A 22,587-nucleotide genomic window follows, 5' to 3' on the forward strand; every position below is an offset into this window, starting at 1 on the left:
GCGACCGCCGCTTGCTCCTTCGTCGCGTGCGCGGCGGCCGCGCAAACGCGAGCCGGGCCGCGAACGGCGCATGCTCGGTCTCGCTTCGCTCGAAAGACGGGGTTACGGTGCGCTGGGCGCGTCGGTATCGCAACTCGCCACCCGGTGCACGCGGTGTGCAGTGAGCTGGCTCGAAAGACGTGGTCGCGGCGCGCTGGGCACGTCGATATCAAAAGCAGACCGGCGTGCTGCCGCGCGGGGTGCACAAGGCCGGTGACGCGGTTCCGCTCGTGAAGTTCGCGTCATGCCCGGCGTTACCCGGGATTCGGTCAGAGATCGAAGGTTTCGCCCGGAGCCACCGCATGCACGGGGCCGGTGAACTCTGCTTTCGCCTCGGCGATCACGTCCTCGCGGGAAGTCCACGGGGGGATGTGGGTGAGCAGCAGTTCTTTTACGCCTGCCTCGGCGGCGATCCGGCCGGCCTCGGTGCCCGAAAGGTGAATGCCGGGAGGGCGATTCGCCGGGTCGTGGGTCCAGGAGGCTTCCGCCATCAGGATGTCGGCGCCCTGCGCGAGTTCGTGGACCTGGGGGCACAGTGCCGTGTCGCCGGTGTAGACGAAAGTGCGTCCGGCAGCGGTGACGATCCGCAGACCGTAGGACTCCGGGGGGTGGTACATCCGGCGCGCGGTGACGGTGTGACCCGGCCCGAAGGAGATGGGCTCGCCTTCGACCCAGCGCCGCATGTCGATCACATCGGACCAGTCGTCGCATTCGCCGCCGACCTCGGCGGAGGCGTTGCCGATGCGCAACGAGGTGTCCGACGGGCCGCGCACGATCGCCTTGCCCTCCGGGGGCGTCGGGTGGTAGCGGCGCCATACCAGCAAACCGGGCAGGTCCAGGCAGTGGTCGGCATGCAGATGGGTCAGGAAGATGTCGACCTCACCGGGATCGGCGTGGCGCTGCAACGCGCCCAGCACTCCCGGACCGAAATCGATCACCGTCGGCCGCATGTCCGGGCCGGTCAGCAGGTAACCCGACGCGGGAGAGTCCGGGCCGGACACACTGCCCGAGCACCCGAGGACGGTAAGGCGCATTCCCCCATGCTGCCACGCGGAATTCTCACTCAAGAAAGGATCCCCCCACATCTCCGGCGGGCCGCCCGGTCACCGCGGCGACGCGCCGATTCCGGCTCGGTCCCCGCGGCGGTTTCGTCGTGCATCTCCAGAGAGTACCCAGCCGGCCAGCAATCCACTCAACGCGCCGAATAGATGCCCCTGCCAAGAGATTCCGGGCTGTCCCGGCAGAACGCCCCACAGCAGCGACCCGTAGAGGGCCAGCACCACGAGACCGAGCACGATCTGCCCGACGTTGCGCGCGAACCAGCCACGGGAGATGAGGAAGGTCAGCCAGCCGAACACCAGCGACGACGCGCCGATATGCGTACTCCCCGTCGCCCCGGTGAGCCAGACGCCGAGCCCGGCCCCCAGCCAGATGATCGCGGTCGCGGCCAGCCCGCGGCCGATGCCCGTCACCAGGACCAGGAAGCCGAGCACCAGCACCGGGAGTGTGTTGCCGATCAGATGTGGCCAGCCGCCGTGCAACAACGGGGCGAACAGGATGCCGGTCAGCCCGTCGGCGCGGCGCGGCTCGATGCCCGCGTGGTCGAGCCGGCCACCGACGGCGGTGTCGACCCCTTCGACGCCGTACAGCACCCCCACGAATCCGGCGATCAGCACGCCGGCCCGCAGCCACAGTTGCTTGATCGCGGCGAAGCCCGCGGTGGCGGGCGCTGTGGGCACACCGGCGGGCTTGCCCAATTGCGCACGAAGCGCAGGCGGCCGATCAGGGTCGAACGACGGCCCGAGTCCCGCGCCGGTCATGGCCACCTCCTCGCCGTGGCGGGGACGTGGCCCCGCCTCACCGAGGGTACCGGCGCGGCCGGGAATCAGGCCCAGAGCTGGCCGTCGAGCCGCTCTTCCGCCTCTTCGAGCGTGCCGTCGTATGCCCCGGTCGACAGGTATTTCCATCCGCCGTCGGCGACCACGAACGCGATGTCTGCGCGCGTGCCCGCCTTGACCGCCTTGCGGGCGACGCCGAGCGCGGCGTGCAGGATGGCGCCGGTGGAGATCCCGGCGAAGATGCCCTCTTCCAGCACCAGTTCACGGGTGCGTTTCACCGCGTCGTACGGGCCGACCGAAAAACGGGTGGTCAGCACGCTCTCGTCGTACAACTCGGGGATGAATCCCTCGTCGATGTTGCGCAGGCCGTAGACCAGTTCGCCGTAACGCGGTTCGGCGGCCACGATCTCGATGCCGGGCACCTTCTCCCGCAGGAAGCGGCCGGTCCCCATCAGCGTGCCCGTGGTGCCGAGACCCGCGACGAAATGGGTGATCTCGGGCAGGTCGGCCAGAATTTCCGGGCCGGTCGTCTCGTAGTGCGCCGCCGTGTTCGCCGGATTGCCGTACTGGTAGAGCATCACCCAATCGGGGTTCTCCGCGGCGATCTTCTTCGCCAGCGCGACGGCCTGATTGGAGCCGCCCGCGGCCGGGGAATCGATGATCCTGGCCCCGAACATGGTGAGCAACTGCCGCCGCTCCACCGAGGTGTTCTCGGGCATCACGCAGACCAGCTGGTATCCCTTGAGCTTCGCCGCCATGGCCAGCGAGATGCCCGTGTTGCCGCTGGTGGGTTCGAGAATCGTGCAACCGGGCCGCAGCAGCCCGTCGGCCTCGGCCTGCTCGATCATCCGCAGGGCGGGCCGGTCCTTGATCGAGCCGGTGGGGTTGCGATCCTCCAGCTTGGCCCACAGCCGCACGTGATCGTCACCGTCCCATCGCGGGGACAGGGTGCGCAGCCCGACCAGCGGGGTATTGCCGAGAGTCGCGATCAGCGATTCGTAACGCGCCACGGGACGGGTCAGCCTCCGGCCACGGCGGGCAGGATCGTGACGCTGGCGTCCTCGGGCACTTCGGCGGCCAGCCCGCCCGCGAAGCGCACGTCTTCGTCGTCGACGTAGATATTGACGTAGCGGTTCAGCTTGCCGTCTTTCAGCAGGCGCTCGGCGAGCCCGGGGTGGTTGGCCTCTAGGTCGTCGATCAGCGCCGACAGCGTGGCGCCCTCGGCCTGCACGCGCTTCTCACCTCCGGTGAGGCCGCGCATGATGGTCGGAATGGAGACGGTTACCGGCATGGGTACTCCTCGGTTTCGCGAACAGGCATCGGTCTAGTTCTCGTACGCGTCGACGATCCGCACCGGTTCCTCGGTGACCTCGCCGTCGACGATCCGGTAGCTGCGCAGCTCGTGCCGTTCGGGATCGCGGGTTGAGATCAGCACGTAGTGCGCGAACGGCTCGGAGGCGTACGACACGTCGGTCCGGCTCGGATAGGCCTCGGTGGCGGTGTGCGAGTGGTAGATGACGACCGGCGCCTCGTCGGCGTCGTCCATCGCGCGCCACACCTTCAACTGCTCGCCGGAGTCGAAGCGGTAGAACGTGGGCGAACGCTCGGCGTTGACCATGGCGATGAAGCGCTCCGGACGATCCGAACCCTCCGGCCCCGCGATGACACCGCAGGCCTCATCGGGGTGATCGGCGCGCGCGTGCGCCACCATCGCCTCCACGAGGTCGGCCCTGATCACCAGCACGAGTCGCACACCTTTCCACAACGCCGACCCATCGCAGTCGACAACGAGCCAGGATATTCGGCTATTCCCCCGGCGACGTCGCCCGGTCCCCCGGTTCCCGGCATCGCCTGTTCAAACACCGAACAGGTCGTTGTAGGCCGGGATGCCCGCCACTGGGTGCGCCGAGCGGATCGCGTCGACGATGGCGCGTTCGACGCAGACGGCGGCGGCGGTGCAGATCTGGTCCAGGACAAGCAGATCGGCGGGGAAGGCGGGCGGCAACGGCAAGTCGCCGCCCTCCTCCGCCGTTCCGGTGGCGAGCGCGAAGAGGGTGTCCCCGTCCAGGGGCGAGTGCGCGGGACGGATCGCCCTGGCCAGCCCGTCGTGCGCGGTGGCCGCGACGCGCTTGCATCCGGCCGGGTCGAGCGGAGCGTCCGTGGCCACGACGCCGATCGTGGTGTTGAGCACGGTGCCCTTCACCGGCAGCGCGTTCGCCGCCGCCAGTTGCTCCGGGGTCGCCTGCCGCAGACCGAAGAAGGCGGGCCCATCGGTGCCGCACCCCCACGGCAACCCCGTGCGGGGATCGAACACCGAGCCGACCGGATTCGCCACGACCAGCGCCGCGACGGTGATTCCCGCGGCCACGCCATCACCCAGCACGATGCTCGCCGTGCCGATCCCGCCTTTGATCGAACCGGCGCGCGCGCCGACGCCCGCACCGACCGAACCGCGAGCGAAGTCGACGTCCGCCGCCGCGGCGGCCCGGTAGCCGAACTCGGCGGTCGGACGGATGTCCCACGCGCCGACCGGAAGATCGAAGATCACCGCGCCGGGGACGATGGGCACCACCCGGCTCGGGTCCGCCGGGTCCATCACGATGCCCGCGCCGTTCTCCTCCAGCCACCGCATCACGCCGTCGGCCGCGGCGAGCCCGAAGGCGCTGCCGCCAGTGAGCAGGATCGCGTCGATCTGCCGGACGGTGTTCATCGGATCGAGCAGATCGGTCTCACGGGTACCAGGCCCGCCGCCGCGCACGTCGACCGCCGCCACCGCGCCGCCCGGCACGCGCACCACCGTGCATCCCGTCGCCGATCCGGAACCGAGCGTGGCGTCCGGATCGAGGACGTGATGATGACCGACCAGTACTCCGGGCACATCGGTGAGCGAGTTGCGTTCACCCGGTTCGGCATTCACCATCGGTACTCCTCACGGCGCGGGACTGCTGGTCGGTTCGCGCCGATCATCGCAGCGCGGCCGGTCAGGGAGCCAGCGCCTGGAGCAGCGAGTCCTGCATCCAGGTCAGCCAGTGGTACACGTCCAGGTGCGGGGCGCGCGGATCGTCGGGATCGAGATGGTCGGGCGTGTCGGCATCGATGTTCAGCACCGTGCCCAGCGCCAGCCGCACGTCGGTGAGCGCGGTCAACCACGCGTCGGCCTGCTCGGGGGTGATGACGATCTTGCCGCCCGCGCTCGGCACGGTGTCCAGCACGACCGAGCCCGCCGCCAGCTTGGCGTCGATGATGTCGGGCTCGTGCAGACCGCGCAGCGCGCTGTTGAGGTCGGCGCGTTCGGCGTCCGGCGAGCCGGGCTCGTTGCGGTGGAAGTCCGGCAGCAGTCTGCGCAGCCGCGGATCCTCCGGCGGGACGGTGTTGCCGGATCGCAGTCCGGTGAGGGCGGCCAAGTCGTCGTCGGGCGCCGACCCGGCGCGCTCGGTGAGCAGTCCGGAGACCGCACCGACCAGGGACCGAAGCACGTTGGCCTCACGTGCGTCCATTTCGGATCGCAGTTTGAGACCGCTCAGCGAGTTCTTCCTGCTCCACTTGCGCACGGCGTCAGGGTAGTCGCGCTGGTCAGTCGTCCCGCTGCATGGTGGCCCAAAGTCCGGCGGCGTGCAGCCGCTGGACATCGTGTTCCATCTTGTCGCGGGAACCGGACGAGACCACCGCCTTGCCCTCGTTGTGGACCTTGAGCATCAGCTCGGTCGCCTTCGCTTTGCTGTAGCCGAAAAGCTTCTGAAAGATATACGTGACGTAGTGCATGAGATTGACCGGATCGTCCCAGACCACGGTCACCCACGGGCGGTCCTCCGCCTCCAGGATCTCGGTGTACTCCACCGCTTCGGGTGTCGCCTGTGCCGCCGACAATGTCGCGTTCGCGGCGTCCACAACGACGTCACCCCGGACTGTGTTGCACAAGGCCATAGGGTCAAGGGTACGACTCGACACCGGATAAACAACACCCACGCAGCCCCGATTCGGGTTTTCGCCGGTTCACCGGGCCGATGCCGGACGGCGTGAGCCGACCGTTCTGTCTACAGTGACAGCGTGGACCTGCGTGACGGCGTGACCAGCACGGCACTGCTGACCGACCAGTACGAACTGACCATGCTCGCCGCGGCGCTCGCCGATGGTTCGGCGCATCGGCAGTGCACCTTCGAGGTGTTCGCTAGACGTTTGCCAAACGGTCGCCGCTACGGCGTGGTCGGGGGTACCGGCCGGGTGCTCGACGCGCTGCGGCAGTTCCGGTTCGGCGATGCGGAACTGTCCGTCGCCGCCTCGTTCTCGGATCGGCGGACGTTGGACTGGCTGCGTGACTACCGGTTCACCGGCGACATCGACGGCTACCCAGAGGGCGAGCTGTACTTCCCGGGCTCCCCGATCCTCTCGGTGCGCGGCAGCTTCGCCGAATGCGTCGTGCTGGAGACGCTGGTCCTCTCGATTCTCAATCACGACAGCGCGATCGCGGCCGCCGCGGCGCGGATGGTCAGCGCCGCGGGCGGCCGCCGGATGATCGAGATGGGCTCCCGGCGCACCCACGAGCTGGCCGCGGCGGACTGCGCGCGCGCCGCGTATCTCGCCGGTTTCGACGCCACCTCGAACTTGGAGGCGGTACGCCGCTACGGGATCCCGGGGGCGGGCACCAGCGCGCACGCGTTCGTCCTGCTGCACAGCGGCCCCGACGGGGCGCACGAGGCCGAAGCGTTCCGCAGCCAGGTGCAGACGCTGGGAGTCGGGACGACGCTGCTGGTGGACACCTTCGACATCACCAGGGGCGTCGCGACGGCCATCGATGTCGCGGGAACAGAGCTGGGCGGCGTGCGGATCGACTCCGGCGATCTCGGTGTCCTGGCCAGGCAGGTGCGCGACCAGCTCGACGCGCTCGGGGCCACCAAGACCCGCATCGTGGTCTCCGGCGATCTCGACGAGTACGCCATCGCCGCGCTGCGCGCCGAACCGGTCGACGTCTACGGTGTCGGAACGGCCCTGGTCACCGGCTCCGGCGCGCCGACGGCCGGGATGGTCTACAAGCTGGTCGAAGTCGAAGGGGTGCCGGTCGCCAAACGCAGCAGCCACAAGCAGTCTCGTGGCGGTACGAAGAAGGCGCTCCGCTTGGCCCGCGACACCGGCACGATCGTCGAGGAGATCGTCTATCCGGCGGCGGGGCCGATGCCGCCCCGCAACGGCTTCCGATCCCATGAGCTGCTGGTCCCCTTGATCCGGGAGGGCAAGCAGGTCGATGACCTGCCCACCCTCGCCGAGAGCCGCGACCTGGTCGCGCGCGGACTGATCAGCCTGCCGTGGGAGGGCCTCAAGCTGTCGGCGGGTGAACCCGCCGTGGTGACCACCTTCGTCTGAGGTCAGCGCCTGCGCTCGTCGACGCGGGTCACCAGCCGCAGCCCGGCGGCGAAGAGCAGCGCGAACACCACTCCGGTGATCCCGAACCACACCCATGCCGACGGCTCCGCGGGGCGGGAGCCGAGCAGGAAGAAGACCGCCAGGAACACGGTGGTGGCGACGATTACGCTGCGGAACAGTTTGGCAGGGCTCATGAGGGTCTCCGTGCTGGAAGGCGGCGCATCCGGCCGCCGACGAAAGGGGCATCCGGTAATCACCGTGGGCGCAGGCCGCGTTTACATCGCGCGCATGTGAATTTTCCCGCGAGTCGGCTGAACGAGCGTCCGACCGAGCGGCAGAATCTGAAACAGTTGTTCAGCCACATCGCGGGAGGTCGCCATGACCCGGGCACTGATCATCGTCGACGTCCAGAACGATTTCTGCGAGGGCGGTTCGCTCGCGGTCGCGGGCGGCGCCGCCGTGGCGGCCCGGATCAGTGAGCACCTCGCGGCGGCGAACTACGGCGCGATCGTGGCCACCCGCGATCATCACATCGATCCCGGTGCGCATTTCTCCGACGCGCCCGACTACATCGACAGCTGGCCGCCGCACTGCCGGGTCGGCACGCCGGGCGCCGACTTCCACCCCGCCCTGACCACCGAACCCATCGATGCGGTCTTCTCCAAGGGCGCGTACTCGGCGGCCTACTCCGGGTTCGAGGGCACGACCGAGGACGGCACCGGGCTGGCCGACTGGCTGCACGACCGCGGCGTCGACGCCGTCGACGTGGTGGGCATCGCGACCGATCACTGCGTGCGCGCCACCGCGCTGGACGCGCGCATCGAGGGTTTCGACACCCGCGTCCTGCTCGATCTCACCGCGGGAGTCGCACCCGAAACGGTCGCCCTCGCGCTGGACCGCATGCGCGGGGCCGGCGTCGACCTGGAAGGCGGCATCACCCGATAGACCGTCCGGTCTCCGCGACCGCCCTGCCCTGTCGGAGGCGCCGAGTAGGCTGCTGGCGTGCCCGAACTGCCCCCCGTATCCGATCTTCTGGCTACCGCCGTACACGCGCTGGGCGGCAAGGAGCGCGCCGGGCAGGTGACGATGGCCGCGGCGGTGGACCACGCGATCGATACCAAGGAGCATCTCGCCGTGCAGGCGGGCACGGGCACCGGCAAGTCGCTGGCGTATCTGGTGCCGAGCCTGCGCCACGCCGTGCGCACCGGCCGCACGGTGGTGGTCTCCACGGCCACGATCGCGCTGCAACGTCAGCTGGTCGACCGTGACCTTCCGCGCTTGGCCGAGGCGCTCAGCGGCCCGTTGGGACGCACGCCGAAGTTCGCCATCCTCAAGGGCCGCAACAACTATCTGTGCTTGAACAAGATCAACAGCGCCGTACCGGACGAGCCCGCCGAAGCGGAGTTGTTCGACGCGTTCGCGATCTCGCGCCTCGGTCGCGAAGTGCAACGGCTCAACGAATGGGCCTCCGACACCGACACCGGCGACCGCGACGAACTCGCTCCCGGCGTGAGCGATCGGGCCTGGCGGCAGGTGAGCGTGTCATCGCGGGAATGCCTGGGCAAGTCGCGTTGCTCCTTCGGCCAGGATTGCTTCGCCGAACGCGCCAGAACCGAGTCGGCGCAGGCCGACGTGGTGGTGACCAACCACGCGCTGCTGGCCATCGACGCGATCAGCGGCATCCAGGTGCTCCCCGAACACGACGTCGTGGTCATCGATGAGGCGCATGAGCTGGTCGACCGGGTCACCGGCGTGGCCACCGCCGAACTGACCTCCGCCGCGATCAGCGCGGCAGCCCGGCGTTGCGCCAAGCTCATCGACGAGCAGGAGGTCGACCGCCTGGAGGGCGCCGCAGAGGCCTGGCACACCGTGCTGGACGAGCTGCCCGCCGCCCGGTGGGACACCCTGCCCGACGGCGTGGCCCCGGTACTGGCCCTGGTCCGCGACGGCGCGTGGAACGCGCGCACCGCGCTCGCGCCCCCTGGCAGCACCACAGCGCAGGGCGACCCGGAGAGTTCCGCCGCCCGCACCATGGCCTTGGCCGCGCTCGACGAGGTGCACGACAGCGCGGTCCGCGCGCTGACGGCGTTCGACGAGCCCGATCCCGCCGCCCGCCGCGACGTCATCTGGCTGGCCGCCGACGAGATCCGGGGCGTCGTGCGCCGGTCGCTGCGGATGGCGCCGCTGTCGGTGGGCGGGCTGCTGCGCAGCAGGCTCTTCGGCGCCGCGACCGTCGTGCTCACCTCCGCCACGTTGCAGATCGGCGGCTCGTTCGACGGCCTCGCGGTCACCTGGGGCCTGCCCGCGCAGTCGGGCAATCGCACCGACCCGGCCACCGCGAACGGGGCGCAGGCGCCGTCGGACGCCGACAGCGTGCGCTGGAGTTCGCTCGATGTCGGGTCACCGTTCGACCATGCCAAGTCCGGCATCCTCTACGTCGCCAAACACCTGCCCGCGCCGGGCCGCGACGGGCTCGCACCTGCCTACCTGGACGAGATCGAGCGACTGATCACGGCCGCGGGCGGACGCACCCTCGGCTTGTTCTCCTCGATGCGCGCCGCCCGCGCGGCCACCGACGCACTCCGCGAACGGTTGCACACACCGGTGCTGTGCCAGGGCGAGGACGCGACAGGCGCGTTGGTCCGCAAGTTCGCCGACGACCCGGAGACCTCCCTGTTCGGCACGCTGTCGCTGTGGCAGGGCGTCGACGTGCCTGGACCGTCGCTGAGTCTGGTGATCCTCGACCGCATCCCTTTTCCCCGCCCGGACGATCCGCTGCTGGCGGCTAGGCAACGCGCCGTGGAGATGCGTGGCGGCAACGGCTTCATGACCGTGGCCGCCAACCACGCGGCTCTGCTGCTCGCGCAGGGCACCGGCCGCCTGCTGCGCAGCGTCGACGATCGCGGTGTGGTGGCCATCCTGGATTCCCGCCTCGCGACCGCTCGCTATGGCGGATACCTGCGCGCGTCGCTACCGCCGTACTGGGAGACGGCCGACCCTGAGGTCGTGGTCAAAGCACTGAGCAGGCTGGCCGCCGCGGCGAAGGTGTGACAACGGCGCACGGCCACCACGCCACCTCGAACAGCGTGGCCGGCAACGCGAGCGCCGCGAATCCGTCTGCGCCGCAGGCTCAGAGCACCCACTTCAGGATCAGCGTGAGCACGCCCGCGGCGACGGCGAGGATCAGCGCTCCCACACCCCACACGAATCCGTGTCGCTCCCACGGACGCCCGGCGTCCAACGAGAACTTACCCGGCCCGGTGAAGGGCAGCGCCGCGCCGACCACCGCGAACAGCAGACCCATCTCGTAACCGCCCAGCAGGCCACCGGCCCAGGTGGCGTTGATCGCGTTGATCATCGTGCCCAGCACGATCGCTCCGGCCAGCGGCGTCAGCAGACCGAGCAGCAAGAGGAGGCCGCCGGTTAATTCGCTCAGCCCCGCCAGCGTCCCGAATACCTTGCCCGGGTTGTAGCCCATCTTCTCGAAGCCGTCGGCGTTGGCTTGCAGACCGGGCCCGCCCCACCAGCCGAACAGCTTCTGCGCGCCGTGCGCCGCGAGCAGGCCGCCGAAGACGACTCGCACGACCAGCAGGCCGATGTCGGGGGCGATTCGGTCCAGCTCGGAATCGGTTCCGGTTCTGTCGAGTACGGATTTGATCGTCATGGTGGTCCTCATCCCTGCGCTGTCGTTCCCGGACATGATCGTTACTTCGGCGAAGAAATCGGACTGCGGTCCGATTATCGCACGAACGGGGGCAACTACCCAACCTCTCGGTCTATTCCACGGTCGGGCGGGAAGGATGGTTCAGCGCTCGGGCGAGCGGAAAGTCATTCCGCGAGAAAGAAGAAGTAGCCGAGGAACACCAGCATCAGTGCCCACATCGCCGGATGCACATCCTTGACGCGGCCCTTGGCCGCCATGACCACCGGGTACAGCAGCATCCCCATGGCCAGGCCGTTGGCGATCGAGTACGTCAGCGGCATCATCACAATGGTGATGAACGCGGGCACCGAGTACTCCAGGCGGTTCCAGTCGATCTGCCCCAGCGATCGGGCCATCAGGATGCCGACCACAATGAGCGCGGGCGCGGTCACCTCGCTGGAGCCCGCGACGACCGCGAAGATCGGAAAACAGAACATGGCCACGAAGAACCAGCCCGCCGTGGTGAGGGCGGTCAGCCCGGTCCGTCCGCCCGCCGAGACGCCCGCGGTCGATTCCACGTAGGCGGTGGTGGTCGAGGTGCCGATGACCGCACCCGCCATGGTGCCCACCGAGTCCGCCGCCAGCGCGCTCGCCGCGCGCGGCAACTTACCGTTCGCGTCCAGCAGCCCGGCCTGGTTCGCGACGCCGATCAGCGTGCCGGATGCGTCGAAGAAGTCGACGAACAGCATGGTCAGCACCACCACGACCATCTGACCGGTGAACGCGTCGGGCAGATGGACGATCGCCTGACCGAAGGTCTGCTCGAGCCCATGCGGCGCGGCGAACAAGCCCTTGGGGAGCGCGACCAAGCCGCTGACGATGCCGACGAGGGTGGTCAGGACGATGCCGTAGAGCACGGCGCCGTGCCAGCCGCGCACGAGGAACACCACGGTCACCAGCAACCCGAACAGCGCGAGCAAGGTGGTGCCCTTGGTGAAGTCGCCCAGGGTGACCAGTGTCGCCTCGCTGTTCACCACGATCCCGGCGTTCTTCAAACCGAGGAAGGCGACGAACAGTCCGATGCCGGCGCCAACGGCGAGCTTCAATTGCATCGGGATCGCGTTGAGGATGCGTTCGCGAATCCGCGTCACCGCCAGGACGAAGAAGATGGCGCCGGACAGGAACGTGCCCGACAGCGCGACCTGCCAGGGAATCCCCATGCCGAGCACCACCGTGTAGGCGAAGAAGGCGTTGAGTCCCATGCCCGGCGCGAGCGCGATCGGATATCGCGCCCACAGCCCCATGACCAGCGTGCCGAATACCGCGGCGACAGCGGTCGCGGTGAACACCGCCTGCATCGGGATGCCTTTGTCACCCAGCGCGCCCTGATCGCCGAGCACGGCGGGGTTGACCGCGAGGACGTACGACATGGCGAGGAACGTGACCGTCCCCGCCATGAGTTCGCGCTTCACGGTCGAGCCGGTCGAGCGAACCCCGAAGTATCCGTCGAGGCGTCCTCGGGTCCGGTGCAGAACGTCGGTGACCATGGGTGACTCCAGTACAGGAACGATTCGGGGCGGGCCAAGGGCACGGTAGCCGACGGTTCACTGCCCGCGACACCCACGGCGGCGCCACCGTGACCGGCGCCACCGGGGTCAAGCGCTCGGAGCGGAGACCAGTCCGAATTCGGCGTCGGAGGCCAGCAGATCGTTGTGCGGCAGCACCCGCACGGTGTACCCGACCGCGCCGGACAGCGGCAGCGGCGTGTCCACGGTGAACAGCTCGGCGCCCGCGTCGGACCCGACGTGCGTCATCGGGATCGTCGTGGTGTCGGAGAGATCGTCGGTCGACGAGACCCGGCCGAGCACCGCCTGCACCACCACGTCCGGCACGCTCAAGCCACCGAGCTCGACCCGCGCGGTGAGCGACAGCCGCGCCCCGATCACCGGCGTGTCCGGCAGCCCCGCACTGTCCACCTGGATCACCTTGACCGAGGGCCACGCCGACTCGACCCGGTGGCGGTACTCGGCGATGGCGCGCGCCACCGCGAAATCGTCGGCCGTCGCCCGCTGCGACGCCGCGGCGGCGGGAGCGTAGTACTCCACCGCGTAGTCGCGGACCATCCGGGAAGCCAGCACCTTCGGCCCCAAGGTCTGCAACGTGTGGCGAACCATCTCGACCCAGCGCACCGGCATCCCGGACGCGTCGCGCTCGTAGAAACGCGGCGCCACCGCACGCTCGAACAAGTCGTAGAGCGCGGCGGCCTCCAGATCGTCGCGGCGGTGCTCGTCCCGGACGCCCTCCGCGGTCGGAATGGCCCACCCGTTCTCGCCGTCGTACATCTCGTCCCACCAGCCGTCGCGGATGGAGAGATTGAGCCCGCCGTTCAGCGCGGATTTCATGCCGGAGGTGCCGCAGGCCTCGAGCGGGCGCAGCGGATTGTTCAGCCAGACGTCGCAGCCCCAGTACAGGTAGCGAGCCATTGATATGTCGTAGTCGGGAAGGAAGACGATCCGGTGCCGCACCTCGGGATCGTCGGCGAAGCGGACCACCTGCTGGATCAGCGCCTTGCCGCCGTCGTCGGCCGGATGACTCTTACCCGCGACGACCAGTTGCATCGGCCGCCGCGGATCCAGCAGCAGGGCGCGCAGCCGCTGCGGATCGCGCAGCATCAGGGTGAGGCGCTTGTAGGTCGGCACTCGCCGGGCGAACCCGACGGTCAGCACATCGGGGTCGAAAACGCCGTTCACCCAGCCGAGTTCGGCCTCCGCGGCGCCACGCTGCAACCAGGACACGCGCAGCCTGCGGCGCACCTCCTCGACGAGGATGCCGCGCAGGGTGTTGCGGGTCGACCACAACTCGGTGAGATCGACGTCGCGCAGCCGTTCCCAGCCGCGCCCCTCCTCGACCAGCTCCGCGCCGATGTGTTCGCGCGCCTTGTCCACCCACTCGCGCGCGGCCCAGGTGGTGGCGTGCACACCGTTGGTGACCGAACCGATCGGCACCTCGGCCGGGTCGAAGCCCGGCCACAGCGAGGCGAACATGGACCGGCTCACCTCGCCGTGCAGCTTCGACACGCCGTTGGCGCGCTGTGCCAGGCGCAAGCCCATGTGCGCCATGTTGAAGACCGACGGATCGGCCTCCCGGCCGAGAGCCACGATCCGGTCCACCGAAAGCCCCGGCAGCAGAGCGGATTCGGATTCCCCGTGCGCGCCGCCGAAATAACGCCGCACCATCGGCATGGGGAACCGGTCGATGCCCGCCGGGACCGGAGTATGCGTGGTGAACACCGTGCCCGCCCGAACGGCGGCGAGCGCGGAATCGAAATCCTGCCCGGCCGCGACGAATTCGCGGATCCGCTCCACGCCGAGGAAACCCGCGTGGCCCTCGTTCATGTGGAACACATCGGGATCGGGCAGTCCGGCGGACGCGGTGTACGCGCGCACCGCCCGCACACCGCCGATGCCAGCGAGAATCTCCTGACGGATGCGATGCTCCTGGTCACCTCCATAGAGCCGGTCGGTCACCGCACGCAACTCCGGGTCGTTCTCGGCGATGTCGGAGTCGAGCAGCAGCAGCGGAACCCGGCCGACCTGCGCGATCCACACCCGAGCACGCAGCACCCTGCGGTCGGGCATCGCGACGTGGATGAGCACGGGCGAACCGCCGGAGGTGAGCGCCCGCAGCGGCAAGCCCTGCGGATCCAGCGCCGGATAGTGCTCGGCTTGCCAGCCGTCCGTCGTCAGCGACTGCCGGAAGTAGCCCGAGCGGTACAGCAATCCCACGCCGATCAGCGGCAGGCCGAGGTCGGAGGCGGCCTTCAGGTGGTCTCCGGCCAAAATGCCAAGGCCGCCCGAATAATTCGGCAACACCTCGGTGACGCCGAACTCCATCGAGAAGTAGGCGATGCCCCGCACCCCTTCCTCGCCCGCCCGGCGCTGGAACCACCCCGGCGCGGCCAAGTACTCGCGCAGGTCCGCCGCCGCGGAGTCCACACGCGCGACGTAGCCGGGGTCGGCGGCAAGCTCGTCCAGCCGCGCCGCGGGCACCTCGCCCAGCATCCGGACCGGGTCGTGCCCCATCTCCTGCCACCGCTGGGGATCGAGCGCGGCGAACAGGTCCTGCGTCGGCGGATGCCACGACCAGCGCAGATTCGTGGCGAGCTCCCCCAGGGCGGCCAGGCGCTCGGGCAGATGGGCACGGACGGTGAAACGACGCAATGCCTTCATTGGGTAGAACCTACACGCCGACCGCGGGAGGCGCCCTGCCCGACCACGGCCAGGAACAACCTTCCGACCAGCGTGTTTCCCGGCAGCATAACGCTCTTCATCGTCACGGAACGGCCACACGCCGCACACCGGCACCCCCGTGCCCGCTACCCGATCGAGACCCGCGCTCGCTTGTGAACTCCGGAACGCGGGGCAAACCCACAAGCTGTGCGGACCAACCGGCCGCACCAACCGAATCAGTACGGGAGTGATCGAGATGTGGATGACAGCACACCCAAATCGCGCCCGCGATCGGCGCTGGTCGCGCGCTGGAGCAGCGATCACAGGGTTCGGAGCGCTCGCGGCGGCATTCGTTCTCGTCGCACCCGCCGCCGGCGCGGCGGTCACGACGGCGACCGCCAGCCCGGCCCAAGGCACCAGTTTCGGCTTCGGAAACTACGGAACCAACTGCCAGTACCGGGTGACGGCGACGGTGGACAACAATCCCTCGACCGAATCGGTTCAGTTCGCCGACAGTGCCGGGGGCACCTTCTCACCGAACCCCGCACCGGTGGTCGGCAGCCAGGCCACCACGGTCTGGATCCCCGAGGCGACCGGGCAACACACCATTTCCGCGACACAAGGCGCCACGCCCGCTTGGACTTCACCGGTGATGACGGTGGGCAACGGGATGAACCTCGGCTTCGCGTGCATGGTCATGCCCTGATCGACGGTTCGGGCATGTCGAGTTGAGCGCCCGGGTGGCCACCCAGTGGACGAGCGAGCCCCGTCTGTGGCCACCCGGGCACCTCGCTTCCGAAAGCGGGAAAATCGGTAGCCCGAGCAGGACCGGGATGACAGCATCGGCTGATGCCGCACTGGGTCGACGTTCTTCCGCAATTCCTTCCGGCCTGCCTGCTCATCGCCGCGCTGCCCGGGCCTGCGACCGCACTGTTCCTGCAGCGCGCGGTGCGGGACGGCCGCACCGCGGGCCTGGCGGCGGTGGCCGGGAACGAGATCGGCGTACTCGGCTGGACGCTGGCGGGCGGGGCGGGACTGTCCGTCCTACTCGTCGCGAACCGCGCCATGAACACGGCCGTGCACGTCATCGGCGCGCTGGTCCTGATCTGGTTCGGCGTGCAGGCGTGGCGGAATGCCCGTGGTAGCGAGGAGTTCGGCAGCGCGATGACGAGGATGCTCCCGGCGGGTCACACGCCCGCCGCCGCGTTCCGCGCCTCGCTGATCTCGATCGCGGCCAACCCCAAGGCGGCGATTTTCGGATTGACAATCCTTCCCCAATTCCTTCCGTCCGAGGGGCCGGTGCTGCCCACGATGGTGATCCTGGCGCTGATCCAGTTGGTGATCGACACCGCGTGGTGCGTCGGCGTGGTCATGGCCGCCGACCGCGCGGGCGCCTGGTTGCGCCGCACCGGTATCCGGCAGCGGGTAGAGCGTGCGCTCGGCGCGGTGCTGGTCGCGCTCGGCCTGGGCCTCGCCGCCGACGCACGCTGAGGCGAATGCCCAGCTGGCCCGCCACCGTGAGAGGCCAGCAAACGGGCACGAAAAATCGGCTGGTCCGGTCCGAAAGGCCGGTTGCCGGTAGGTTGGGGTCCGTGACCGGCCGCATCGCTATCGATGACACTGCCCCGTCCATCCCAGGCGGCCGGCCCGCCAAGGCGGTGGTCGGCGAGGTATTCCCGGTGCGCACCGTGGTTTGGCGCGAGGGGCACGACGCCGTCGCCGCCACACTCGTCGTGCGCGCCCCCGGCGCGTCGCGACCCGCCCGCGTCCGCATGACGCCGGACTACGAGCCCGACGTCTTCAACGCGACCTTCACACCGAACACGCCGGGAGCCTGGACCTACCGGATCGAAGGCTGGAGCGATCCGATCGCGACCTGGCGATCGGCGATCGAGGCGAAGCTTGCCGTCGGGCAGAGCGCCGTCGATCTGGCCAACGATCTCGAGCTGGGCGCCCGCCTGTTCGACCGCGCGGCGCAGGCCGTCCCGAAGAAACAGTTCGAGCGCTTGCGCGCGGTCGCCGCCGCGCTGCGCGGTGACGAGCAACTCCCCGCACGGGTGGCCCCGGCCTTCACCGAGGAGGTCGCCGGGATCCTGCGCGCCACGCCGCTGCGCGACCTGGTCACCCGCGGGCCGCAGCACACCGTCCTGGTCGAGCGGCACCGCGCGCTCTACGGCTCCTGGTACGAGTTCTTTCCGCGCTCGACCGGCGGCCGCGACGCCACCGGCGAGCCGGTTCACGGCACCTTCGTCACCGCGGCCAAGGACCTTCCGCGCATCGCCGCCATGGGCTTCGACGTGGTGTACCTGCCGCCGATCCACCCGATCGGCGAGGTCAACCGCAAGGGCCGCAACAACGCGCTCACGGCGGAGTCCGGCGACGTCGGCTCGCCGTGGGCCATCGGCTCGCGGCACGGCGGTCACGACGCCGTGCATCCGGAATTGGGCACCGAAGCCGATTTCGCCGAGTTCGTCAGGGCGGCGCGGGAACTGGGCCTCGAGGTCGCGCTCGACCTCGCCTTGCAATGCGCGCCGGATCATCCGTGGGTCGAGGCGCACCCCGAGTGGTTCACCACCTTGCCCGACAACACCATCGCCTACGCCGAGAACCCGCCGAAGAAGTACCAGGACATCTATCCGGTCAACTTCGACAACGACCCCGACGGCCTCTACGCCGAAGTGCTGCGCGTCGTCAAACACTGGATCGGCTTGGGCGTCAACATCTTCCGCGTCGACAATCCGCACACCAAGCCCGCCGACTTCTGGGAGTGGCTGATCGCGAACGTGTGGCGCACCGACCCGGACGTCATCTTCCTGTCCGAGGCGTTCACCCGCCCCGCCCGGCTCTACGGGCTCGCCCGGCGCGGATTCAGCCAGTCCTACACGTATTTCACCTGGCGCGTGGCCAAATGGGAGCTGACCGAGTTCGGCAACGAATTGGCCGCGAAGGCCGACGAGGCCCGCCCGAACCTCTTCGTGAACACCCCGGACATCCTGCACGAGAGCCTCCAGCACGGCGGGCCGGGCATGTTCGCCATCCGCGCCGTCCTGGCCGCCACCCTCGCGCCCACCTGGGGCGTCTACTCCGGCTTCGAGCTGTTCGAGCATCAGGCGGTGCGCCCGGACAGCGAGGAGTACCTCGATTCGGAGAAATACGAGCTGCGCCCGCGCCCGTTCGCCGAGGCGCTGGCGCGCGGAGAATCGCTGGAACCCTGGCTCACTCGGCTCAACGAGATCCGCCGGGCCCACCCCGCCTTGCAACAGCTGCGCTGCCTGCATTTCCACCACGTGGACAACGACGCGCTGATCGCCTATTCCAAGCTCGATCCCGCAAGTGGCGACGCGGTGCTGGTCGTGGTGAATCTCAATCCTTTCGGCGCCGAATGGGGCATGCTCTCGCTCGACCTGCCCGCGATCGGCCGCGAGTGGCACGACCACCCGGTGGTGTACGACGAGGTCAGCGGCGAGGAATACCACTGGGCCCAAACCAATTACGTGCGATTGGACCCCGCGCGGGCCGTGGCGCACATCATCGCCCTGCCCCCGGTGTCCCAGCAGGCTCGCACCGAGCTGTCCTACCGCAGGACGCTGCGATGAAACGTCGCGACCTCATGCTGCTCGCGGCGGGCACCCATACCGACCCGCACACCGTGCTCGGCGCACACCCCCATCCGGACGGCACCGCCGTGCGGGTGCTGCGCCCGCACGCCGAAACCGTGTCGGTGCGGGTCGGCGGCGACGACCATGTGCTGAAGTCCGTGGGCCACGGCGTATTCGCCGCGGTGCTGCCGTACCCGGAGATCGATGACTATCGCGTCGTGACGACCTACCCCGGCGGCCAGACCGTCATCGGCGCCGACGGCTACCGCTTCCTGCCCACGCTCGGCGAACTCGACCTGCACCTGATCGGCGAAGGCCGCCACGAACGCCTGTGGGACGTGCTCGGGGCGCACCCGCGCCGCTACAGCACCCTCGACGGTGACGTCGCGGGCACGTCGTTCGCGGTATGGGCGCCGAACGCGCGCGGCGTCACCGTGATCGGGGACTTCGACGGCTGGAGCGGCACCACCGCGCCCATGCGCGCGCTGGGGTCGTCCGGGATCTGGGAAGTCTTCATCCCGGGTGTCGAGCCGGGCGCCAAGTACAAATACCGCGTGCACGGCGCCGACGGGCGGACCGTCGATCACGCCGACCCGCTGGCATTCGCCACCGAACTACCACCGGCCACGGCGTCGGTGGTCACCGAAAGCCATTACGTGTGGCAGGACAGCGCCTGGCTCGGGCAGCGCGCGGCCACCGATCCCACCCGCGCCCCGATGAGCGTCTACGAGGTGCATCTCGGTTCCTGGCGGCCCGGCCTCGGCTACCGCGAACTGGCCGACCAACTCGCCGAGTACGTGCGGGCGACCGGATACACCCACATCGAGCTGCTCCCCATCGCCGAGCATCCGTTCGGCGGCTCGTGGGGCTACCAGGTCACCTCCTACTACGCGCCGACGGCGCGATTCGGTTCCCCGGACGACTTCCGAGCGTTCGTCGACCGCATGCACGCGGCGGGCATCGGCGTCCTGCTGGACTGGGTCCCCGCCCACTTCCCGCGCGACGAGTGGGCGCTGGCCCGATTCGACGGCACTCCGCTCTACGAGCACGCCGACCCGCGCCGGGGCGAGCAACTCGACTGGGGCACTTACGTGTTCGACTTCGGCAGGCACGAGGTACGCAACTTCCTCATCGCCAACGCTCGCTACTGGGTCGAGGAATTCCACATCGACGGCCTGCGCGTCGACGCGGTCGCCTCCATGCTCTACCTGGACTACTCCCGCGCCGAAGGCCAGTGGGAGCCCAACGTGCACGGCGGCCGGGAAAACCTGGAGGCCGTCGACTTCCTGCAGGACCTCAACGAGACACTGCATCGGCATCACCCCGGCGTCGTGACGATCGCAGAGGAGTCCACCACCTGGCCCGGCGTCACCCGTGGCATCGACGTCGGCGGTCTCGGCTTCACCATGAAATGGAACATGGGCTGGATGCACGACACCCTCGGGTTCCTCGGCCGCGACCCGGTGCACCGCTCCTGGCACCACAACGAGATCACCTTCTCACTGGTCTACGCCTGGAGCGAGAACTACGTGCTGCCGATCAGCCACGACGAGGTCGTGCACGGCAAAGGCACGCTGTGGACCAGAATGCCGGGCGACGATTTCGCCAAAGCCGCGGGCGTGCGCGCGCTGCTGGCCTACATGTGGGCCCACCCGGGTAAACAACTGCTGTTCATGGGCCAGGATTTCGGCCAGTTCCGGGAGTGGTCACACGATCGCGGTCTGGACTGGCACGAACGGGACAACCCGCTGCACCAAGGCATCACCACGCTGGTGCGTGACCTGAACGCCGTCTACCGCGCCCACCCCGCCCTGTGGAGCCAGGACACCACACCCGGTGGCTACGCCTGGATCGAGGCGGACGACCGCGCGAACAACGTGCTGGCGTTCCTGCGCTACGGCTCCGACGGCTCCGTTGTCGCCTGCGTCTACAACTTCTCCGGGTCGGCGCACGACGCGTACCGGATCGGCCTGCCGCACGCGGGCTCATGGCTGGAGATCCTCAACAGCGACGCCGCGGACTACGGCGGCTCCGGCCTCGGCAACTTGGGGGAGGTGACGGCGAGCGCCGAGCCGTGGCACGACCGTCCCGCCTCGGCCACCGTGACGCTCGCACCCCACGGCGCGGTCTGGCTGCGCCCCGCCTGACGAGTCGCCCGGCGAACCGAGCCCTGCCCGACCCCGACGTGCGCCGGTCCCCGAAGCACGGACTCAGGTGAGCAGCTGACGCCTCGGTGCGAGACCCGAGTCCGATGCGCGAATCCAGAGCAGACTCGGCGGACGCCCCCTATGAGCGGCGACCGATGGTCATCGCGACCGGTAGCGCAGGTCGGTCACAACACCGCCCCGGATCGGATACCCGACGCCTGGGCGCAACCAGGGGCGGTGACGCGGCCGGCTGGTTCGCGGACCGCCCCGCGCGGCGGCTCAGTACAGCGCCGCGGCCAGCCTGCGGCGCGCGGCCACGACGAACGGCTCGGCCTGATCGAACAGCTCGAACAGCTCGAGCAGGCGGGTGCGCGCCTTGGTGCGCTCGTCGCCGGAAGTGCGCTTGACGACGCCGATCAGCCGATCGAAGGCCGCTTCGGGCCGCTGCTGGAACAATTCGAGATCGGCGGCGCGAATCGCGGCATCGACGTTCGACGGGTCGGCATCGGCATCCTCGATCGCCGACTCCGGCAGCTCCTGGGCCCGCGCGAGGAAGCGCAGCTGACGCAGCGCGCCCTTGGCTTCGTCGTTCGTCGGCTCCGCGTCGAGAATCGCCTGGTACGCCGCCTCGGCGCCGGCCAGGTCACCGTGCTCGAGCGCCGCCTCGGCCGCCGCGAAACGCGGGTCCTCGGCCTGCCGCTGCGGCTCCCCGCCACCCTCCAGCTTGCCCGCAACCGCGTCGACCACGGCGTTCAGCCACTGCCGCACCTGCGGCTCCGGCTGGGCGCCCTCGAAATCGGCCAGCGGCTGCCCTGCCGCGATCGCGATGACCGTCGGGATGCCCTGCACCCGCAGCGCCTGCGCGATGCGCATGTTGGCCTCGGCCTCGACGATCGCCAGGTCCCAGCTGCCGCCGTCGGCGGCCACCAGTCGCTCCAGCGTTCGCACCAGTTCGACGCTGCCCGGACTGCGCTGCGAGTACAGCACGACCACCACCGGCACCTGCATCGAACGACGCAGCACCTTGGTCTCGAAATCGGCCTCGGATACCGCGTAGTCGCCACCGGCCGGAGCGCCCCCGCCACCGGCGGGCTGCTTCAGGCTGGACAGATCGACCGCGCCGGACATGGCGGCGGCGACAGCGGGCGAAGGACGGCGTGCGGCTGGTCGATTCACGACCTCCAGTTTGTCACGACGTGGCGGATGCGGGCGCCCCGGACTCGACCGAACCGGCGTTGCTCAGCTCACCCAACCGCCCCGTGCGCACCGCCCAGACCTCGAACAGCACCGTGCAGAACGGCGGAATGCTCGACAGCAGCGCAAGGACGGTGGTCTTGACGTTCCAGCCCAGCTCGCGCGCCGCCACGATCGCGGTGATGACGAACAGCACGAACACGATGCCGTGCGTCATGCCGAACACCTTGACCGGCCACAGCACCGGCTCCGGAATCCGCTTGAACACCATGCCGATGATCAGCAGCAGCCAGGAGATCGCCTCGAGCACCGCGATGAAACGAAACCGCTTGGCCACCGTGCTCAGGTCGAAGACATTGCCCATGCGCCCATTCTGCCGGATGCACTACAGGCTGTCGTAGTGAGCTGTGTCTAATTGCTGTGTTCAATTTGCAGCGCCTGCGGCGCTGCGTGTTCGCGGCCCTCTTATGGCTCGCGTGTGCGCGACCGCCGCTTGCTCCTTCGTCGCGTACGCGGCGGCCGCGCACACGCGCCGCGCCG

Annotated in this window: 21 protein-coding genes; 7 read left to right on the forward strand and 14 right to left on the reverse strand. The window is 69.4% G+C overall.

The features are described 5' to 3' along the window. Positions 1 to 308: 308 nt before the first annotated feature. From ACWESM_RS36050 to clpS, 8 genes are all read right to left on the reverse strand, one after another. Positions 309 to 1,073: a cyclic nucleotide-degrading phosphodiesterase gene (locus ACWESM_RS36050; RefSeq protein ID WP_452495656.1), complete on the reverse strand. Its 765-nt coding sequence runs from the start codon at positions 1,071 to 1,073 to the stop codon at positions 309 to 311. 69 nt (positions 1,074 to 1,142) lie between these two features. After that, entirely contained in the window at positions 1,143 to 1,859 is a 717-nt protein-coding gene (locus ACWESM_RS36055) for a rhomboid family intramembrane serine protease (RefSeq protein WP_452495658.1), read from the reverse strand. 65 nt (positions 1,860 to 1,924) lie between these two features. Further along, positions 1,925 to 2,887: a cysteine synthase gene (locus tag ACWESM_RS36060; protein WP_355075595.1), complete on the reverse strand. Its 963-nt coding sequence runs from the start codon at positions 2,885 to 2,887 to the stop codon at positions 1,925 to 1,927. 8 nt (positions 2,888 to 2,895) lie between these two features. After that, positions 2,896 to 3,168 carry a MoaD/ThiS family protein gene (locus ACWESM_RS36065; protein ID WP_355075593.1) on the reverse strand — a complete coding sequence of 91 codons (273 nt, stop codon included), beginning with the start codon at positions 3,166 to 3,168 and terminating at the stop codon, positions 2,896 to 2,898. Between the two features lie 33 nt (positions 3,169 to 3,201). Next, positions 3,202 to 3,621, reverse strand: a complete 420-nt coding sequence (locus tag ACWESM_RS36070; protein ID WP_355075591.1) for a M67 family metallopeptidase — start codon at positions 3,619 to 3,621, stop codon at positions 3,202 to 3,204. 111 nt (positions 3,622 to 3,732) lie between these two features. Continuing rightward, positions 3,733 to 4,797, reverse strand: coding sequence for a P1 family peptidase (locus ACWESM_RS36075; RefSeq protein WP_397279123.1), 1,065 nt, complete (start codon positions 4,795 to 4,797; stop codon positions 3,733 to 3,735). 61 nt (positions 4,798 to 4,858) lie between these two features. After that, the gene (aosR, locus tag ACWESM_RS36080) at positions 4,859 to 5,428 is read right to left on the reverse strand and encodes an oxidative stress transcriptional regulator AosR (RefSeq protein WP_355075589.1); all 570 of its coding nucleotides are present in this window, start codon (positions 5,426 to 5,428) and stop codon (positions 4,859 to 4,861) included. A 22-nt stretch (positions 5,429 to 5,450) separates the two neighbouring features. After that, the gene (gene clpS / locus ACWESM_RS36085; protein WP_039796380.1) at positions 5,451 to 5,801 is read right to left on the reverse strand and encodes an ATP-dependent Clp protease adapter ClpS; all 351 of its coding nucleotides are present in this window, start codon (positions 5,799 to 5,801) and stop codon (positions 5,451 to 5,453) included. 123 nt (positions 5,802 to 5,924) lie between these two features. On the opposite strand from clpS, the gene ACWESM_RS36090 reads away from it, so the two are divergent. Continuing rightward, the gene (locus tag ACWESM_RS36090; protein WP_452495660.1) at positions 5,925 to 7,235 is read left to right on the forward strand and encodes a nicotinate phosphoribosyltransferase; all 1,311 of its coding nucleotides are present in this window, start codon (positions 5,925 to 5,927) and stop codon (positions 7,233 to 7,235) included. A gap of 2 nt (positions 7,236 to 7,237) precedes the next feature. On the opposite strand, the gene ACWESM_RS36095 is transcribed toward ACWESM_RS36090, so the two are convergent. Continuing rightward, positions 7,238 to 7,429, reverse strand: a complete 192-nt coding sequence (locus ACWESM_RS36095; RefSeq protein ID WP_355075585.1) for a hypothetical protein — start codon at positions 7,427 to 7,429, stop codon at positions 7,238 to 7,240. A gap of 184 nt (positions 7,430 to 7,613) precedes the next feature. On the opposite strand from ACWESM_RS36095, the gene ACWESM_RS36100 reads away from it, so the two are divergent. Together ACWESM_RS36100 and ACWESM_RS36105 are read left to right on the forward strand one after the other, a co-directional pair. Then, entirely contained in the window at positions 7,614 to 8,180 is a 567-nt protein-coding gene (locus ACWESM_RS36100) for an isochorismatase family protein (protein WP_364432426.1), read from the forward strand. 57 nt (positions 8,181 to 8,237) lie between these two features. Next, positions 8,238 to 10,286: an ATP-dependent DNA helicase gene (locus ACWESM_RS36105; protein ID WP_355075581.1), complete on the forward strand. Its 2,049-nt coding sequence runs from the start codon at positions 8,238 to 8,240 to the stop codon at positions 10,284 to 10,286. Positions 10,287 to 10,365: 79 nt separating this feature from the next. Here the strand turns inward: ACWESM_RS36105 and ACWESM_RS36110 are convergent, their stop codons facing one another. The 3 genes from ACWESM_RS36110 to glgP all read right to left on the reverse strand — a co-directional run bounded on the left by ACWESM_RS36110 (position 10,366) and on the right by glgP (position 15,107). Then, the gene (locus ACWESM_RS36110) at positions 10,366 to 10,899 is read right to left on the reverse strand and encodes a DoxX family protein (RefSeq protein WP_355075579.1); all 534 of its coding nucleotides are present in this window, start codon (positions 10,897 to 10,899) and stop codon (positions 10,366 to 10,368) included. Positions 10,900 to 11,063: 164 nt separating this feature from the next. Then, positions 11,064 to 12,425, reverse strand: a complete 1,362-nt coding sequence (locus ACWESM_RS36115; RefSeq protein WP_356966878.1) for an NCS2 family permease — start codon at positions 12,423 to 12,425, stop codon at positions 11,064 to 11,066. A gap of 108 nt (positions 12,426 to 12,533) precedes the next feature. After that, positions 12,534 to 15,107 carry an alpha-glucan family phosphorylase gene (gene glgP / locus ACWESM_RS36120; protein ID WP_355075576.1) on the reverse strand — a complete coding sequence of 858 codons (2,574 nt, stop codon included), beginning with the start codon at positions 15,105 to 15,107 and terminating at the stop codon, positions 12,534 to 12,536. 262 nt (positions 15,108 to 15,369) lie between these two features. On the opposite strand from glgP, the gene ACWESM_RS36125 reads away from it, so the two are divergent. The 4 genes from ACWESM_RS36125 to glgB all read left to right on the forward strand — a co-directional run bounded on the left by ACWESM_RS36125 (position 15,370) and on the right by glgB (position 20,853). Beyond that, positions 15,370 to 15,813, forward strand: coding sequence for a hypothetical protein (locus ACWESM_RS36125; protein ID WP_355075574.1), 444 nt, complete (start codon positions 15,370 to 15,372; stop codon positions 15,811 to 15,813). A gap of 143 nt (positions 15,814 to 15,956) precedes the next feature. Beyond that, positions 15,957 to 16,598: a LysE family translocator gene (locus tag ACWESM_RS36130; RefSeq protein ID WP_355075573.1), complete on the forward strand. Its 642-nt coding sequence runs from the start codon at positions 15,957 to 15,959 to the stop codon at positions 16,596 to 16,598. A 101-nt stretch (positions 16,599 to 16,699) separates the two neighbouring features. After that, positions 16,700 to 18,703, forward strand: a complete 2,004-nt coding sequence (locus tag ACWESM_RS36135) for an alpha-1,4-glucan--maltose-1-phosphate maltosyltransferase (RefSeq protein ID WP_364432438.1) — start codon at positions 16,700 to 16,702, stop codon at positions 18,701 to 18,703. Continuing rightward, the gene (glgB, locus tag ACWESM_RS36140; RefSeq protein WP_364432441.1) at positions 18,700 to 20,853 is read left to right on the forward strand and encodes a 1,4-alpha-glucan branching protein GlgB; all 2,154 of its coding nucleotides are present in this window, start codon (positions 18,700 to 18,702) and stop codon (positions 20,851 to 20,853) included. Before ACWESM_RS36135 ends, glgB begins: the two co-directional genes overlap by 4 nt. 279 nt (positions 20,854 to 21,132) lie before the next feature. On the opposite strand, the gene ACWESM_RS36145 is transcribed toward glgB, so the two are convergent. Then, positions 21,133 to 21,981 carry a tetratricopeptide repeat protein gene (locus tag ACWESM_RS36145; protein WP_452495665.1) on the reverse strand — a complete coding sequence of 283 codons (849 nt, stop codon included), beginning with the start codon at positions 21,979 to 21,981 and terminating at the stop codon, positions 21,133 to 21,135. Positions 21,982 to 22,042: 61 nt separating this feature from the next. Then, a complete protein-coding gene (locus ACWESM_RS36150) occupies positions 22,043 to 22,411 on the reverse strand; it encodes a DUF3817 domain-containing protein (RefSeq protein ID WP_355075568.1) in 369 nt (122 codons plus the stop codon). Positions 22,412 to 22,587: the final 176 nt, after the last annotated feature.

The sequence above is a fragment of the Nocardia sp. NPDC003999 genome, assembly GCF_053604885.1.

Bases quoted from the DNA above. Each gene is read 5' to 3' on its own strand.
- ACWESM_RS36050 (WP_452495656.1), bottom strand. From the start codon at position 1,073: ATGCGCCTTACCGTCCTCGGGTGCTCGGGCAGTGTGTCCGGCCCGGAC.
- ACWESM_RS36055 (WP_452495658.1), bottom strand. From the start codon at position 1,859: ATGACCGGCGCGGGACTCGGGCCGTCGTTCGACCCTGATCGGCCGCCT.
- ACWESM_RS36065 (WP_355075593.1), bottom strand. From the start codon at position 3,168: ATGCCGGTAACCGTCTCCATTCCGACCATCATGCGCGGCCTCACCGGA.
- ACWESM_RS36075 (WP_397279123.1), bottom strand. From the start codon at position 4,797: ATGGTGAATGCCGAACCGGGTGAACGCAACTCGCTCACCGATGTGCCC.
- clpS (WP_039796380.1), bottom strand. From the start codon at position 5,801: ATGGCCTTGTGCAACACAGTCCGGGGTGACGTCGTTGTGGACGCCGCG.
- ACWESM_RS36095 (WP_355075585.1), bottom strand. From the start codon at position 7,429: ATGAGCCCTGCCAAACTGTTCCGCAGCGTAATCGTCGCCACCACCGTG.
- ACWESM_RS36100 (WP_364432426.1), top strand. From the start codon at position 7,614: ATGACCCGGGCACTGATCATCGTCGACGTCCAGAACGATTTCTGCGAG.
- ACWESM_RS36110 (WP_355075579.1), bottom strand. From the start codon at position 10,899: ATGACGATCAAATCCGTACTCGACAGAACCGGAACCGATTCCGAGCTG.
- ACWESM_RS36115 (WP_356966878.1), bottom strand. From the start codon at position 12,425: ATGGTCACCGACGTTCTGCACCGGACCCGAGGACGCCTCGACGGATAC.
- glgP (WP_355075576.1), bottom strand. From the start codon at position 15,107: ATGAAGGCATTGCGTCGTTTCACCGTCCGTGCCCATCTGCCCGAGCGC.
- ACWESM_RS36125 (WP_355075574.1), top strand. From the start codon at position 15,370: ATGACAGCACACCCAAATCGCGCCCGCGATCGGCGCTGGTCGCGCGCT.
- ACWESM_RS36130 (WP_355075573.1), top strand. From the start codon at position 15,957: ATGCCGCACTGGGTCGACGTTCTTCCGCAATTCCTTCCGGCCTGCCTG.
- glgB (WP_364432441.1), top strand. From the start codon at position 18,700: ATGAAACGTCGCGACCTCATGCTGCTCGCGGCGGGCACCCATACCGAC.
- ACWESM_RS36145 (WP_452495665.1), bottom strand. From the start codon at position 21,981: ATGTCCGGCGCGGTCGATCTGTCCAGCCTGAAGCAGCCCGCCGGTGGC.
- ACWESM_RS36150 (WP_355075568.1), bottom strand. From the start codon at position 22,411: ATGGGCAATGTCTTCGACCTGAGCACGGTGGCCAAGCGGTTTCGTTTC.